At 44.2% G+C, this 16325-nt stretch carries 12 protein-coding genes; 5 read left to right on the plus strand and 7 right to left on the minus strand.

The window, feature by feature from the left end; all coding sequences use genetic code 11:
• Nucleotides 1-669: 669 nt before the first annotated feature.
• Nucleotides 670-2256, plus strand: a complete 1587-nt coding sequence (locus PY364_RS02470) for an adenylate/guanylate cyclase domain-containing protein (RefSeq protein ID WP_275520214.1) — start codon at nucleotides 670-672, stop codon at nucleotides 2254-2256.
• Between the two features lie 38 nt (nucleotides 2257-2294).
• On the opposite strand, the gene PY364_RS02475 is transcribed toward PY364_RS02470, so the two are convergent.
• Together PY364_RS02475 and PY364_RS02480 are read right to left on the minus strand one after the other, a co-directional pair.
• Entirely contained in the window at nucleotides 2295-3059 is a 765-nt protein-coding gene (locus tag PY364_RS02475) for a MinD/ParA family protein (protein WP_275520216.1), read from the minus strand.
• Between the two features lie 35 nt (nucleotides 3060-3094).
• Nucleotides 3095-4978, minus strand: a complete 1884-nt coding sequence (locus PY364_RS02480) for a CHASE2 domain-containing protein (protein WP_275520219.1) — start codon at nucleotides 4976-4978, stop codon at nucleotides 3095-3097.
• Nucleotides 4979-5833: 855 nt separating this feature from the next.
• On the opposite strand from PY364_RS02480, the gene PY364_RS02485 reads away from it, so the two are divergent.
• The 4 genes from PY364_RS02485 to PY364_RS02500 all read left to right on the plus strand — a co-directional run bounded on the left by PY364_RS02485 (nucleotide 5834) and on the right by PY364_RS02500 (nucleotide 9430).
• Nucleotides 5834-6571, plus strand: coding sequence for a DUF928 domain-containing protein (locus PY364_RS02485; protein ID WP_275520221.1), 738 nt, complete (start codon nucleotides 5834-5836; stop codon nucleotides 6569-6571).
• A gap of 178 nt (nucleotides 6572-6749) precedes the next feature.
• Complete coding sequence (locus PY364_RS02490; protein ID WP_275520222.1) at nucleotides 6750-7544, plus strand: HAD family hydrolase; 795 nt, start codon at nucleotides 6750-6752, stop codon at nucleotides 7542-7544.
• Between the two features lie 337 nt (nucleotides 7545-7881).
• Nucleotides 7882-9099, plus strand: coding sequence for a DNA double-strand break repair nuclease NurA (locus PY364_RS02495; RefSeq protein ID WP_275520224.1), 1218 nt, complete (start codon nucleotides 7882-7884; stop codon nucleotides 9097-9099).
• A 112-nt stretch (nucleotides 9100-9211) separates the two neighbouring features.
• Entirely contained in the window at nucleotides 9212-9430 is a 219-nt protein-coding gene (locus tag PY364_RS02500; RefSeq protein WP_275520226.1) for a hypothetical protein, read from the plus strand.
• A gap of 41 nt (nucleotides 9431-9471) precedes the next feature.
• Here the strand turns inward: PY364_RS02500 and PY364_RS02505 are convergent, their stop codons facing one another.
• The 5 genes from PY364_RS02505 to rpsB form a co-directional block, all read right to left on the minus strand.
• The gene (locus PY364_RS02505; protein WP_275520228.1) at nucleotides 9472-10122 is read right to left on the minus strand and encodes a Uma2 family endonuclease; all 651 of its coding nucleotides are present in this window, start codon (nucleotides 10120-10122) and stop codon (nucleotides 9472-9474) included.
• Between the two features lie 148 nt (nucleotides 10123-10270).
• The gene (recG, locus tag PY364_RS02510) at nucleotides 10271-12769 is read right to left on the minus strand and encodes an ATP-dependent DNA helicase RecG (protein ID WP_275520230.1); all 2499 of its coding nucleotides are present in this window, start codon (nucleotides 12767-12769) and stop codon (nucleotides 10271-10273) included.
• A gap of 236 nt (nucleotides 12770-13005) precedes the next feature.
• Nucleotides 13006-13998 carry a hypothetical protein gene (locus PY364_RS02515; RefSeq protein WP_275520232.1) on the minus strand — a complete coding sequence of 331 codons (993 nt, stop codon included), beginning with the start codon at nucleotides 13996-13998 and terminating at the stop codon, nucleotides 13006-13008.
• Nucleotides 13999-14272: 274 nt separating this feature from the next.
• Nucleotides 14273-14932 carry a translation elongation factor Ts gene (gene tsf, locus PY364_RS02520; protein ID WP_275520234.1) on the minus strand — a complete coding sequence of 220 codons (660 nt, stop codon included), beginning with the start codon at nucleotides 14930-14932 and terminating at the stop codon, nucleotides 14273-14275.
• 247 nt (nucleotides 14933-15179) lie between these two features.
• Complete coding sequence (rpsB, locus tag PY364_RS02525; RefSeq protein WP_007354727.1) at nucleotides 15180-15989, minus strand: 30S ribosomal protein S2; 810 nt, start codon at nucleotides 15987-15989, stop codon at nucleotides 15180-15182.
• Nucleotides 15990-16325 lie beyond the last annotated feature (336 nt).

Here is a 16325-nt window from a genome sequence, read left to right on the forward strand (position 1 = left end):
ACCGCCCAGAGGGCGGCGTTACCAGTTTACTAATAAATTTGCGATTCAATCTGCTCAAAAGGTACGTAACATTCATCGGGTAATAACACTGGCTTCGATGAGAAAATTAGTTGACCTCGGCTGTTTACGGTGTTAATTACTACGCCCATTGGACGCTGCATTTGGTCGGAGTGTACTTCCAAATAGGCACGATAGGTGAGTCTGGCGGTTCGGAGTAAAGTCGAATCGAACAACATGGAGCAATCTCGACTGTTTAGCGTTTTTCTTGCCAATCCTTAATTATAAATACTAGCTTTGCTTTTCCCAAAATCTCTATTATTATTTTCCATAATCTATTCTATCGCTGACACAAAAGCTCCCCGCTTCAGCATCTTTAATTATCTGTTTTAATCGCAAGTTCTTAATTATTTCGGTCTACAACATCGCGAACCAGACTAAAGACCTCGCTAAAAGTTTCTCAGTATTGCTGTGAATGCACAACATTATAAATTTGTCAATAGTAATTTCATAATTCCTGCCTCATTAGGTCGGCGAGTATTAACCAGCAACGACCAACATCACAAACAGATATCCAAGACTAAGGCTACAATCACAGTCAAGCGCTGGAACTTGAAAATATTTTTTCAATCCCTAAATACAGATTTAAGCACAATTTTCTACCTAAAACTTATGGATAATACCACAAAACTCACAAATTTACGAATTAACGTATTAGCCTACAATCCTCCCTTAGCAGCCCTCGAACTCAAGCTGCGATCGCTACTTTCCGCCAAGCTCTATGTAGCAGCTTGGGTAGACCCAACACCTGCAACGCTGATCGATGTTTTCGACCACTTGCGGACTCTGCGCTACATCCTGAACGACTACGTACCTCGGCCTGTCTCAGAATCACCCCCCAAACCGGGCGAAGTTCGGTATCAATGGCAAGAAGGCACTTTACTATTCACGGATCTCGCAGGCTTCACACCCCTGCTAGAAGCCAATGCCGCCTACGGTCGTTCTGGAGCAGAAGCACTTTGGAACTTACTCCACGCCTATTTTGCCTCAATGATTGACATCATCAGCAAATCAGGTGGTGACTTATTGGAATTTACCGGGGACGCAATGCTAGTCAAGTTTTTGCCCACCAAAGACGGTAACGATACAGCTACGGCCTTGCGGGCCGGACTGCGAATGCAGCGAGCAATGGCGAATTTTAGCCAAATTGAAACGGCGCGGGGTGTTTTATCCCTAGGAATGCGCGTTGGCATTCACTGTGGCAAGTATATCGCTGCGGACATTGGCACGCCGATGCGGATGGCTCACGTATTGCTGGGTCATTCTGTCCAGCAAGCCAAGCAAGCTGAAGGTGCAGGTACTGTGGGAAGAGTATGTTTGACGGAAACTGCAAGTGCTGTTTTAGGAGAGCAATTTCGCTTTGAACCTACCAAACCTGGTTACTTATTAGCCGTAGATGACCTCACGGACGATCAACTGGGGGAATACGACATTATGCCTACCCGTCGCCGGATGCCAAGTTCTGTGTTGCTAGACCGGAGTGTATCTGGCTTGACTGCTGAAATTGAGGAGGCGGTGAAGCGGGTAGAAGCTCTTGCTAGTTACATTCCCAGACCGATTCTTAAGCTATTGGTAGAAAATGCTAACAGGCGGCAGATACCGCCCGATTTTCTGATCCCAACGGTGATGTTTGTCAACCTGATCGGTTTGCCAGAGTCTGTTGATTTGGCAACCCCGGAGGAAGCAGTCAATCTTGTCACCAGTTTTTCCCGCGTTTTTTCGATGGTGGATGCTGCTGTGACTTCTAGGGGTGGGGTGTTGCCCAATGTAACTGCTCACTTGGAAGGTTCGGATATTCTGATCTATTTTGGAGTACCTGAAGCTCACACTAACGATCCTTTTCGAGCTGCCAGTGCGGCCATTGCCATCCGAGATATTATTTCAAAACTGACACCGCCAATTGTTGGAGGTAAGCAAGTTACAGTGTTTTCTCAGATTGGACTGGCAATGGGCCCTGTGTTTGCCGCTGAGGTTGGGGAATCTCGCGGCCGACGGGAGTTTAACGTGGTTGGGGATACTGTAAATACGGCAGCGCGATTGATGACTAAGGCGGCTAAAAATCAAATTTTGATCAGTGAGGGGGTGTTTAGTGCGATCGCGCCTCACTTTGACTGCGAAGATTTGGGATCTGTTTCCCTTAAAGGTAAGGCCGCTCCTATGTCAGTATTCGCTCTGCAAAAGCTCAAGGTTAACAGTTAACAGTTAACCGTTAACCGTTAACCGTTAACCGTTAACAGTTAACTATTAAGTATCTCCTTGGCAACTCCTTCGACAATCTTAGTTAGCGGATGATCGGGATAGTTTAGGGTAAAAACTCCTTTGCTTGCCAGTAACATCATCTCGTCACTGTGAGGTAGGACACCTGCCACTGGAACGTTGTATGTGGCTTCTACTTGCTTCTTTAAATCGTCGAAATCAAGAGAAATCAGGGCTTTGTTGATGATCAGCAACATCTTGGGTACTTCCAATTTTCTCGCTACGTCTACGGTGACGGCCGTACCCTGGAAATCTTGCTGGTCTGGACGCAGGATCAGCACCAAGATATCAGAGATAGTAATAGAAAGCAGAGTTTCTTCATTCAAGCCGGGGTGGGTGTCAATAAATAGATAGTCTAGTTTGAGATCTTCTATTAATTCTTGAAAGCCATCGTTGAGTAAACCTACGTCGTATCCCTCTCGCAGCACTCGCGCAATTTCTCCGGCTTTGACGCTGGACGGGATCAGATAGAGCGTACTGTCTTTGGCTGCCGTTTTTGGGAGAACGGAACTGACATCGTAGGCCGTTTCTGCTATTGGACACCGACCCCACAGGTAATCATTGAGGGAACGTTTCATGTTGTCCTCGCTGAAACCAAAAAGAACGTGAATCCCTGGTGATTGAATATCTGTGTCAACGATACCAACTCGCTTTCCGTAACGAGCGACGGTACTAGCTAGGTTTGCCGTTGTGTTCGATTTCCCAGTTCCACCCCGGTATGAGTGGATAGATACTACTTTAGACATGATTTACCTCTGATTCCTAGAGAAGGCGGCATTTACTAATCTATTACGTCTGATTCTTTATCTTTCTTTTCTGTTGCGACCTCCTCAATTTTTTCTGCCGATCGCCGCCGCTTCATCTGTTTAGCTTTGGCTGCTAAATCTGCGAATCCCTCGTCGGGAGGATTTTCTTCTGTAAGATTGCTGTTCTCAGCTTCTAGCTGAGTTCGCCGTCGCTTCATCTGTTTAGCTTTGGCCGCTAAATCTGCGAATCCCTCATCGGGTGGGTTGTCTGCTGTAGGATTGTTGCTCTCTGGTTGTGCGATCGCTTCTGATGATGCACTTTCCTCACTCACGTCACTCGCCTTACGCCTCTTTTGCTTTGCCTTTTGCTGCAACTGAGCAAAATAATCCTCTGCTTCATTCTCGGTAGTTTCAGGTTCTTGGGTTTGGGAAACCCCAGTTTCGGAGACTTCCTTTTTCCTAGTTTTCAGTTCGCTTTTCTTTTGCTGCAAATCTCTGAAGAATTCGGACTCTATAATTTCGGCAACTTGCTGCTCTTTTTTGGATTGGTCAATTTCAATTTTAAAGACTTGTTTGACCTTATCGGTAATTACTTTGCCATAGCCTCCCTTATTAAATCTATCTCCTAAGACCACGCTACCCGCAGTTGCCATCAAGGCGATCGCAGGTGTAACGACGGGAACCCACCCTCCCAGGATAAAAAGCCCAAAACCCACGCCCAGACACACTCCCAGCATTGCGCCTCCAGCTAAGCCAAAACGAGCAGGTTGCTGAACACCCCATGCTAACACTGCTCCTGCCATCGACCACCCCCAAATCCAGAGGATTTCCCCCCATTCCGGCCAAAACCAAAACAAAGGTCGTCGATCCAAAACTGCACTCAGAACTTGACTGACTATCTGCGCGTGAGCCACAATTCCCGGCATTGACTGATGGTTTTGCTTACCAGCGCTGTAGGGGGTATAAAAAGCATCTTTAACTGTATCTGTAGCATAGCCAATGAGAACAATCCGATCTTTAACTAACTTTGGGTCGATCTTGCCTTCGAGGACATCTGCAAAGTCGGCAAACTGGGCAACATTGCGGGCAGAGCGGTAGTTGATCAGTAGTTGGTATCCCCCCACGTTGGCATTTTTGTATCCCCCAGAATCCTTTTCTAAGGGGCTAATGACAGTGGAACCCAGCATTAATTTCCCCTGTGGGGATGTTCCCAATTTAATGCCCTGTTGTTCTAGATAAAGATGGACAATCTGAAATCCAAAGGATGATAAAAAGGGGACGGAGGAATTGTTACACAGGTGTTTGTCAACTACTCCGGGGGGTTCTGGGGGTTTAATAAAAAATGCCGTGCGGCGGAGCACTCCGCCGGAATCTACTACTAAATCGGCAAATCCGACTTGATTGTTTGCTAGTCCCGGAGCTGGTGGACTTCCTGGCTGTTCTGGTGTACCATCACTAAGCAAGCAAACGCCGACGATCCGTTTGTTCTTCTGTAAAACTTTAGTTAATTCAGCACGGCCATCTCCTAAAGGCACGTCCCGCAGTAAATCTAGACCGATGACGCGGGGCTCTAATCGCTCTAGGTTTTGCAATAGATGAGTTACTTTGCGATCGGATATGGGCCATTCTTTGAGTCTTTGGATATCCCCTTCGGTGATTCTGACAATTAGCAAGCGGGGGTCTGGCCCTTCGTCTTTTCGCCACCGCAGCATTTGGTCAAAAGCCGCTAATTCTAATGGTTCCAGCATTCCTATTTGCCTGGCCCCAACTAATAAGACGGTGACGGCGACACTGGCAACTGCTACCGATTTGACAAAGTTTAGGGCCGGCTTGTGCAGGTTGCTCAATTTTGGCAGCGCTGAGGATATTTTCTGAGAGAATTTAGCAATCATCGGTGCTCCATTCTTTGACTCTCCCATCACTAAAAGGGGATGGGATTCTTGGTTCTAGGACTAACCTTAACCCGTATTGATTTCTCAGCGCAAGCTAGAGGGTCTATCTCCCCAAGCGTTTTAGTTTCGCCTTGCCCAGCCGTACTTTTCAATCTCATTCCTCTTGCTCAAATATTTTGTTCTGTTTTTATAACCTTACTTTATTTTATTAGCCTTCATTGCTGCTATTGACTATTGCTGGTTTGATTAATTAATGCTATTGATCGGTTTAGGTGCAGAAAAAGTCGGTAGTAGTAGCGGTTCGATACTTGCGATCGCTGTGGGAGACGGAATAATGTCTACAAATCTGTTTCTCTCTGACAGCACGGATGAGAAGTCCAGTTACTGCTGTAAAGCAAGTCTATCACAAAGCTCGTCCGCCTTTAAATTCAATATCCTCTCGCCGTGTTTTTACTTGGGGTTCTCTGGTAGTTTGAGGGAAGGGGATAGAGGGAGGGAGCCGTGAAGCCTTGGATCTATAAATTGGGTAAAGAACCGGAATCTCTCTGGGGATCGTCTGTGAAGTAAGAATCAGTGGTCAAAAACCTAGCTATAATTGTCTATAACATTTCAGTTTAGGCAGGTTATGGCAAATATACTACTACATCGACAAACAAGGTAGCGATCGTGGTGCAATAAGCTATCTCGTCTAATGGTGTTAGCTGAGTTTTACATGACCTATGTTGGTTGCTGACAAATGGATGGATGTGTTGTTTCTTCCTAGTTTTAAACAGGAAGTAAAATTGAAATCTGCACTGTGTTGGTAGTCTGTAGTTTGACAGCGCCGTAAGTGGAGAATAATCTCTGTCAATTTTTGCGTTTTATATTCAAAGGGACAAAAAAATGAAACATTTTTTGCATTTAGCAACAATTTCGGTGGCTTTGTCTTTGGGAATGACTGCGATCGGTAGCTTTCCTAATGTAGTACGCGCTCAGTCGGAGCCAATGCTCTTAAGTCAAGTTAATTTTCAACCTCCTGATGTCTCCGCACCTGGCAACAGGCAAGGGGGGACACATCGGGGAGCTGGAGCCTGTCCTGCCGGTTTATCTATTACCCCTTTAGTACCTGCAAGCAATATTGGGTTGACGGTAGAAGAGTCTCCATCTTTTTTCGTATATATTCCTCAAACTTCGGCAAAAATTGAGTTTACTTTACTAACTGAAAATGAGGATGATGTGGTTTATGAGACTGCTTTTAAACCTACTAAAGCTGGTGTTGTTAGTGTGACTTTACCACCTGCTAGCGGCAGTCGCAAGCCTCTTGAGATTGGCAAGCGATATCTTTGGTCTTTTTCTATGGTTTGCGATCCTAACGATCGTTCGGCAGATTTAGTTGTTAAGGGGTGGGTAGAGCGAATCACACCCCAGCCAGCTCTCAAAAGCGATTTGTCTAATCCCGATCCCCGTGCAAGGCTAGGAGTTTATGCTAAAAATGGTTTGTGGTATGAAACTCTTACTACTTTAGCTGAACTGCGTCTTAAGACTCCTGATGATTCATCTTTGGCAACTGAATGGGCTCAATTGTTGCAGTCTCAAGGACTTGAATCAGTTGCGACTGAACCCTTACTTCAGGGTCGGTAGAGTGTGTTGAGATTTATGAGTTGTAAGTTGTGAATAAAGCAAGACTTCCGTAACTATCAGTAATGCCGCCTTTACAGTGGTGATTTTACCAGCCACAAGGCGGCGTTACGGATAGTTATAGCAGTTTCAATTGTGGATATCCTAGTTTGAATTGCCAATTACCAATTACCAATTACCAATGATCTCTACCTTTCCTACTATTTTAGCTCTGGATTTTGACGGTGTAATCTGTGATGGGCTGGTTGAATATTTTCAGACGGCATGGCGAACTTATTGTCAAATTTGGCAACCCATTAATACAACACCGGATTCGGATTTAGCGTTAACTTTTTACAAGTTGCGACCTGTGATTGAAACTGGTTGGGAAATGCCACTTTTGATCCAGGCTTTGCTGTTGGGTATTTCGCAGCAAAAGATTTTGCTAGACTGGCCAAGTATTGCTCAGCAATTGTTGCTAGAAAATAATCTGACCGCTTTAGATGTTGGCACTAAGTTAGACACTTTGCGCGATGAATGGATTGCTAAGGATTTGCATGAGTGGCTATCTTTACATCGTTTTTATCCTGGAGTGAGGGAACGTTTACAAGAGTTGGTTGATAGTGATGTGCAACCAATAATTGTGACAACTAAGGAAGGTAGATTTGTGCAGGAAATTTTGCAGATAGCAGGGGTGGAAATGCCTGAAGGATCGATTATTGGGAAGGAATATAAAAAACCTAAGCATCAAGTTTTGCGGGAATTATTGGCGAAGTCTGAGGAAGATTGTGTAATTTGGTTTGTGGAAGATAGGCTGAAAACTTTGCTTTCTGTTAAACAGCAATCTGACTTAACTGGGGTTAGGTTATTTTTGGCTGATTGGGGATATAATACTTTGGCTGAACGAGAATCTGTAGCACAATATCCGCCTGTACAACTTTTATCTCTATCTGGGTTTGCTCAGGATTTTGCGGTTTGGCCGCAGAATAAATGTTGAGGCTAAGAAGAAGGAAGAATAACGTATTTCTGTCATTACGAACGAAGTGAAGTAATCGCAACCCTTTATTTTTAACCAATACTGTGTAAGTCTTGTTAAAAAAATTTTCGGTTATTGATTTGGTTGCTGCCGACGACAAAAAAAATTGAGTTTTGGGGTTGACTTATGCCGCTGGACAAGATATATTTATATAATGGGATGGTTGCAAAAATAATATTTTTAGACAGATTTCCATTATAAAGTAAGTATACTGTCAAGTTCTGAAAAATGCAAGGGGTTCAGCAAAAAAAATCAAAATTTTTATGATTAACTTTTAAAATTTTGGGACTTTATACTAATGCTTGATTTAACTAAAGTAGCTAAGGCAATGCAGGGAATGAGCCAACATCTAAGCGCTGAAGCTGTGGCGGCTGGTAAACGCTTAGAGGTAGCTTTAAATTTGCTGGAGAAAGCGGAATCTGCACAGGAGAAGTTGGTAGAGTTGCAGGAAACTTACCGCGATCGCATCTTATTTAATGCTGCAACTCCTAGGGAACCTTTGGATGGCGGCGACTACATTGCGGTTCCACCCATTACTAATACGGTATTAGCAACAGATGGTTCTCAAATTTCTCCGAATCACCACGAAATTGCTTATTGCTATTTGCTAAATGTCGGTCGGGTAACGCTACATTATGGGCAAAGTCGCCACCCAGTTTTAGATAGTTTACCAGAGGTTTTTTATAAAGCAGAAGACCTCTATATTGCTCGTCAGTGGGGAATTAGAACTGAGGAGTGGATGGGTTATCGGCGTAGCGTGTCAGAAGCAGAAGCTTTGGCGGAATTAGGCTGTAATTGGGCGGCGGTTAATGGTAATAAATTACCTGCACCAACTTTAGCAATGGTAGATGGTTCGCTGATTTATTGGTTTTTAGAGGGGTTGCCAAATGATGCTCGCGATCTGATTTTACAGCCAATTTTGGCAGCATGGGAAAAGTTGCGATTGGCGGGAATTCCGCTATTAGGTTATATTAGTGCTTCTCGTAGCGCTGAAACTTTATCTTTTCTACGTTTGGCAGCTTGTTCCTATGACGTACCTGACTGTATAACTAATTGTCCTAATGCGATCTTTGCGGTGAATTTGCCGAATGCGGAGAAAGCACCTTGTCAAGTGTTTGAACCATTGCGAGATGTGATTTTATGGGGTTCAATTTTGTTACCAGGACAAAGAACTCCTTTGTGGCGATCGCAAGCTCGAATTTTAGAGTTATACGGGGAGCAAAATATCTATTTTTGTTATGTTCATGTGGGGACTGAAATTGCTAGGATTGATATGCCGCAGTGGGTGGCTGAAAATCCTGTATTGTTGGAGTCGGCTTTGAGTTTAATGTTAGGTCAAGTTCACAAGGGTGGTGGCTATCCGGTAGCTTTGGCAGAGGCTCATAATCAAGCGGTAGTGACTGGGGGAGATCGAGGGAGATTTTTTGCTTTGTTGGAACAACAAATGATTAAGGCTGGGTTGAGAAATGTCGGAATTTCTTATAAGGAAACTCGGAAGCGGGGGAGTATTGCGTAATGGTTAACGGTTAACGGTTAACGGTTAACTGTTAACTGGTAACTGGTAACTGGTAATTGGATAGCGTAAAATTAAGTTAGATAAATGCGAATAATTTTGTTTGGGGGTGATTATGCCATTGGAATTAATTATTTTACTTGCGGCATTGATTGTATCTTGGTTGGTGTTTAATTGGGCAATTAAAGTATTAAAGGCTAGTATTGGTACAGCGGTTGCGATTGCGGCTATTGTTCTCGTGTTACAATTGGCTTTTGGGATTGGGCCGAATCAGCTTTTACAGCATATAATTAATCTGCCACAGACGCTTTGGCAAATCGTTCAGGGGAAGTGATAGAAATTTTAAAAAAGAGTTCTCGGTTATATAGTCTGCGATTATTGCGGCAAAATTTCTCTCAATCTCTCCCGAAACAAACGAACAGCAGCCCTTTGTCCAATACTTTTACTTTGCTCAATCAAACCCGGAATTTCTGCAATTGGCAAAAACGGAAAAGCCAAACTATTCTCCCTCTCTGCATAATTTCCGTCAACCAATTGATATACTAAAAGAGATTTATTTTTATATCTCCAGATTTCAGGTACACCTAGAGCAGCATAAATCGCAAACTTATTCAAAGAAGAATTGGTGTAATCTGATTCTACCACTAAATCTGGTGGCGGGTCGGCAGGCAAATTGATACTTTTACCTCTAACTATAGATTCATTTTGAATGTAGAAGCAAGTATCCGGTTCAATAGCACGAGTTAAATCTTCCCTTTCCAAAGTCAGAGCACCAAGCTGTCTCATCTCGATTCCTAACTCATCTACTACAACACCAACAAAGTGTTCTATCATTCCTATTGGTTCTTCATGTTCTGTAAGTGGCATTCTAATTTCTAAAACTCCTGCATCGTAAGCAATTCTCCAGGCTCTACCGTCGCCGACATCAGACATTATTGCTTTAAATGTTGACCATTTAATGCCTGTCAAAGTAATTACCTTTTCCTCGCTACTATTTTGAGGAGGAGTGGATATAGTTGTTACCATCTCAATTGCGATTAGTTAAGCTTTTATTAATTTTAACACAATTCTATTTTCTCTCTTCCCCCTTACCCTTTCTTCCTTCTTCCTTCTTCCTTCTTCCTTCATCCTTCATCCTTCATCCTTCATCCTTCTTCCTTCTTCCTTCTCAAGCTTATGTCAAAATAGAACCACTCATCATCCGCTGATATCTCCGCTCTAATTCATCTCTAATTGCAGGCATTTGACTCAAACTTTCATCGCGATCGATTACCATTTTTGCCGCCTCCCTTGCTAACTCTAAAACTTCTTGATCTTCCACCAAACTCGCTAAAGCAAAATCCGGTAAACCCGCCTGTCTAGTTCCCAAAACCTGACCCGGCCCGCGCAATCTCATATCCATTTCTGCAATGAAAAAACCATCTTGTGACTGTTCTAAAACCTTCATTCGCTGCAAAGCCTCCCCAGCATTAGAACCGCGCATTAACAAACAATAAGAACGATCGCTTCCCCTACCCACACGACCTCGTAATTGGTGCAACTGCGACAAACCGAAACGCTCACAATTTTCAATCAACATCACTGTTGCATTCGGAACGTCAACACCCACTTCTACAACAGTTGTCGATACCAAAATGTGAGTTTCTCTATCCCGGAATTTGGTAATTGCTTCATCCTTTTCTGCACTTGTCATCCGGCCGTGCAACAAACCTACTTTAAACTCAGGAAATATCGTTGTCTGTAATTTCTCCTGTTCCTCAATAGCCGAACGTAAGTCTAGTTTTTCTGACTCTTCTACCAAAGGCAAGACCACATAAACTTGACGACTTCCCGCTACTTCCCGCCGAATCAACTCATAAGCTTGGCTGCGTTCTTTTCCCGTCAATATTGTTGTTTGAATTGCCTGTCTTCCGGGAGGCAATTCATCAATTAAACTCACATCTAGATCGCCGTGTAAGGTTAAAGCCAGAGTCCGAGGAATAGGTGTTGCGGTCATCGTCAATACGTGAGGAGACTCGCCTTTTTGCTGTAATTTAGCCCGCTGTTGTACCCCAAATCGGTGCTGTTCATCAATTACAACTAAACCCAATTTATCAAAATTAACTGTATCTTGAATCAAGGCGTGAGTGCCGACTAAAACTTTTAATTGTCCAGTTTCTAACTGCGAATGAATTTCTCTGCGCTTCGCTACTTTTGTCGAACCAGTTAACAGTTCAACTGGCAAGTGCATTAAATTCAACCAACCTACTAACTTGCGATAATGTTGCTCTGCTAAAACTTCAGTTGGTGCCATCAAAGCTGCTTGATATCCAGATTGAATTGCTGCTAGTATTGCTACCACTGCCACCACAGTTTTACCAGCACCAACATCTCCTTGTACGAGCCGATTCATCGGTTCTGGTGATGCTAAATCATTCAGGATCTCATTAATTACTCTTTTCTGAGCATTTGTTAACTTAAATGGGATGATATTATAGAAATTATTCAGCAATTCCCCATTCGGAATTAGCACTGCACTCGCTTGAGCTTTGCGGTGCATTTGGCGGCGTTTTAACAGTCCTAATTGTAAATAGAAAAACTCATCAAAAACTAAGCGGCGACGGGATGCTGATAGACAATCTCTATCTAGGGGAAAATGAATATTACTCAGGGCATCGGCTATCCCCATTAAACTATAGCGATCGCGCAAACTTTCAGGTAAAGACTCTTGCACTTGCTTAGCCGCCGGTAAAGCCGCAGCCATTCCACGCCTTACCACCCCCGCATCCACCCCATCCGTCAAGGGATAAACAGGTACTAATCGCCCCACCGTAGCTGATTCTATCGTGCCACCATCGGAGTCCAGCACTTCTATTTCGGGATTTTCCAGCGTCACCCCATATTTCCCTTGCTTCACCAACCCCGAAGCCGCAACCACCGCACCCACTGGATAATAACGCTTTTGTTGTTCTTGCCAGCCACGATTGCTGTAGCGATTGCCATGAAAAAAGCGATTTAGCTTGATTTGACCCGTCCGATCCGTTAAAATCAGCTCTAAAATCGTCAATTTATTGTTTTTTGGGCTACTAAAGCAGTTACAGCGCTTCACGCTTGCCACTAAAGTCACAGTTTCTCCCGCTGCAAGCTCACGAATGCTCACTTGCCGAGCATAATCAATGTGATCGCGGGGATAATAGTATAATAAATCGTATACAGTTAATAACCCCAATTTGCCTAAACGATTGCCATTGTTCGGCCCGATACCTGTTACGCGGTTTAGAGGTTGATCGAGAGAAAGGCTTGGTGGAGAAGGATTTTGACTCAGCGGCGCAGTTCGGGTACTGGACACTGGAGATGATGGAGTATATTCCGGGGTCTGTTCTCTCACTTTCTGTCCGATACCGGAGTTCTGGTGTTCGCAGACTCGCTGGACTTGCATGAGAAAACGGCGCGTTTCAGCGACAAGAGATTGGCGGTCTTCCAGTTCCATTTCAGGATAACTGACAAACTGCGCCGCCAGATGCAGCCATCGGCTGCGATCGTTGAACGGTATGATATCAGTGGCTTGACTCAAACTCAGACTTAGAAACTCGCTAAAGCGGTGTTGAGAACCCTGTAAGTCGGTAAATCCTCGTTCCGCTTCTACGGAGAGAGCTTTTTGCAGTCGCACCCAATCTGGTTGATCGGTCATCATTTTATATAGTTAGGGGAAGAAGGGGCTAGGGGCGCTTAGGCTAGGGGCGCTTAGGCTGGGGTAAGAAGGGGCTAGAATCAAGGGTTTCAGGAACTCACAATATCCTAACTGCCTTGTCGTTTTCTATATATATTAGGTTGAATTATTAGTATCTTTTGTAACGCCGCCATCTTGGCGGTAATTTGACCGCCAAGATGGCGGCGCTACGTTATTAAGGCGTAACTCCACAATTCTTATTATCCCTCAAACCAACTGGCTCGCCAAGCAGATTCGGCAGCAACTACTGTATACTCGCGCTGTTTCTTCTGATAGTCGCGTCTTAGTGTATTTAACCGCACAGAGATATTGCGAATTTGCTGTCGCCAAGCTGTCGCACCTGCATCGGCAAATTCAATTTCAGATAAACGCAGATTAATCGCCGTGATGTGAATTGCATTAGCGCTGGGATCACCTCCTAAACCTCCAAAACTGCCTACTCCTAACTCTCCTAAACTTTCTTCATCCTCAGACGATTCTGCGGTTTCAATTATTAAGTTTAATAGGTTAGGGGGCCCCGCGATCGCATCCCCAGAGGTATCTGCGTTAACAGCGGCTTCTAAAATGGGTTCAGGTAATTGGTTGGGCAAGATTCCTGAATTTTGTAGCAACCTGTTACTATCGAGAGAAAGGCTTTTGAGGGTATTGCCGATCGCTCTTTCCAGTTTCTCCTGCCACTGCAATAATTTGTCTGCGGATTGGGGACTGGGATTTTTTGAACTTTGAGTTTTGAGATTGCTTCCTTCGACTCCCAACGCTAAACTCTGTGGGTAGGCTACGCGAACGGGGTTTTGAGTTTCGCCTTCACTAAATATCTCCTCTCGCCGCGAATCTCCTTCGCTTTCTGGGAATTGATTATTGTCCTCTTCTTCCCATCCTTCATCCTCATCATCCTCCTCTTCCTTTCCCTGTTCCTCCTTCAGTAGCAATTGTAACTTTTCAGAAGTTGCGATCGCCAACTGCCGCAACGACTGCTGCACTTTTTGCCGCTGATTGTAGGATAACTTCAGAAAAGATTCTGGATAGCCTTGAGTACAAAGGTAATAACCAGCCAAAATTAACTGCTGAGTTACTGCTTTCCCTAAAGCAGTTAAATAACCGCTATAGCAATTCGCCAATTCTGAGGCGATATCTGCGATCGCTTCCTCCAATGCCCCTATTTCCTGCTCAATTCTCTCACTTGCTCCAGACATATAATAATCTTAACTGGTAATTGGTAATTGATAATTGGTAATTGGTAATTGGTAATTGGTAATGGCTAATTGCTAATTGCTAATTGCTAATTGCTAATTGCTAATTGCTAATTGCTAATTACCCATCTCCCCCTCTTTCCCTAGTCCCTAGTCCCTAGCCCCTAGCCCCTTCTTTAGTACCTACACACTTGAAAACTGCTATAACATAACTAAAAATTAAAAATTAAAAACAACAGTAGCTCCTGTTAATTTTTAATTTTTAATTTTTAATTGATTATTTAGTTCCCATTTGGGCGGCAACTTCGTCAGCAAAATTGCTTTCTACCTTCTCAATCCCTTCTCCCAAGACAAACCGAACAAATCGGCGCACTTGGACATTTTCGCCCAATTGAGAGATAGTTTGTTTCACCAACTCTTCCACTGAGATATTTTGATCCCGAATAAAAGGCTGATCCATCAAAGATAGCTCTTTCAGACGTTTATCAATCCGTCCTTGAACAATCTTTTCCTTAATATTTTCTGGCTTATTGCCCAAATCATCCTTGCCCATTTCAATTGCCTTTTCCTTCTCGACAATTTCAGTAGGAATGTCTTCAACTTTCACGTATTCCACATTCGGACAAGCCGCAATTTGCATGGCAATATTCCGCACCAAAAGTTGAAACTCCTCGCGGCGGGCCACAAAATCTGTTTCACAATTAACTTCCACAAGTACGCCAACACGGCCTCCCGTGTGGATGTAGCTGCCTACTAAACCTTCAGCGGCGACGCGGCCTGCTTTTTTACCAGCAGAAGTAATCCCCTTTTGCCGCAGCCACTCAACTGCTTTGGCTACATCTGCTTCATTTTCCACCAGCGCTTTTTTGCAATCCATCATGCCAGCGCCAGTTTTTTCCCGCAGTTCTTTAACAAGTTTTGCTGATATTTCTGCCATCTCGCCTACCTTCCTAATCAGAATTATTTATGAGTATAAGACTTACGCATTCTAACGGTGTAGCAAGGCTTTGGGTTTGCTTCGTACCCTCGCAACTTCGGCTTTGGAAGCCTCGCAATGACAGAATTACGTTGTCTATGCGTAAGTCTTAGAGTATTGAGTTAGGCACTGGTAATTTTTCCTTGGCAATGCGAAGATTTAAAAGCAATTACCAATTGCTAATTACCACTGACCAACTCAAATACTATTATTCAGCTTCAGCGTCTTCGTCGGCCTCTGAATCTGGAATGTCGAGCTCTTCCAACTCGCCAGCTTCGTAGTCGTCTTCACCACCTTCGTACTCTTCGTAGTAATCTTCTACTTCGCTTTCGAGCTGACCGTGACGACCTTCATAGATGGCATCAGCCAACTTACCTACTATTAGTTTAATCGAACGAATAGCGTCATCGTTCGCTGGAATGGGAATGTCTACTAAATCAGGATCGCAATTTGTGTCTAACAGCGAGACAATGGGAATCCCTAATTTCTGGCATTCTAAAACAGCATTGTACTCCCGGCGTTGGTCTACAAGTACCACTGCATCGGGAATCTTACGCATGGATTTAATCCCGCCCAGATATTTTTGCAGTTTTGCCAATTCCCGGCGCAGGGTTGAGGCTTCTTTTTTCGGTAACAAATCGAGAGCCCCGGTTTCTTCGCGGCGCTCCAAATCTTTTAGGCGCTCAACGCGGGATTTAATCGTTGTCCAGTTAGTGAGCATTCCTCCCAGCCAGCGCTGGTTGACGTAGTAAGCGCCGCAGCGATGAGCTTCTTGAGCGACAATACCGGCGGCTTGGCGCTTAGTACCGACAAACAGAAACTTTTTGCCTTTTTCAGAAGCCTCTCTCATATACTCATAGGCATCTTCCATGAGCTGAGCGGTCTGTACTAGGTCGATGATGTGAACGCCATTGCGCTCGGTGAAAATATAAGGGGACATTTTGGGATTCCACCGGCGGGTTTGGTGCCCGAAGTGAACTCCTGACTCCAACATTTGAGCCAAACTGACGACTGACATATTTTTAACTCCTGATTCGGGTTAATCCTCCATCCAGCCGCATTTCTGAGGTTTGTCGCCTCGGAAACACCCGAAAACCTGGATGTGCGAATTTACACAACTTTTCTAGGATATCACAGTTTGCGATTCTTTTTTTGTAGGGGCTAGTTTTCTAGGGGCTAGGGGCTAGGGGCTAGGGAAGAAGGGAAAGAAAGGAAAGAAAATAAAAGTAAGAGCTTCGTCGCAATCGCTCAGCGGCTCGACTGAGGCTTCGCCGAACGTCCGAACGGTTCGATCGATTTAGAATGCCCTAATAGTCTTGGCGGTTGCTATACTTCTCGCGTAACGCCGCCCTCT

It is taken from the genome of Kamptonema sp. UHCC 0994 (assembly GCF_029167235.1).
Taxonomy (GTDB): domain Bacteria; phylum Cyanobacteriota; class Cyanobacteriia; order Cyanobacteriales; family Microcoleaceae; genus Kamptonema.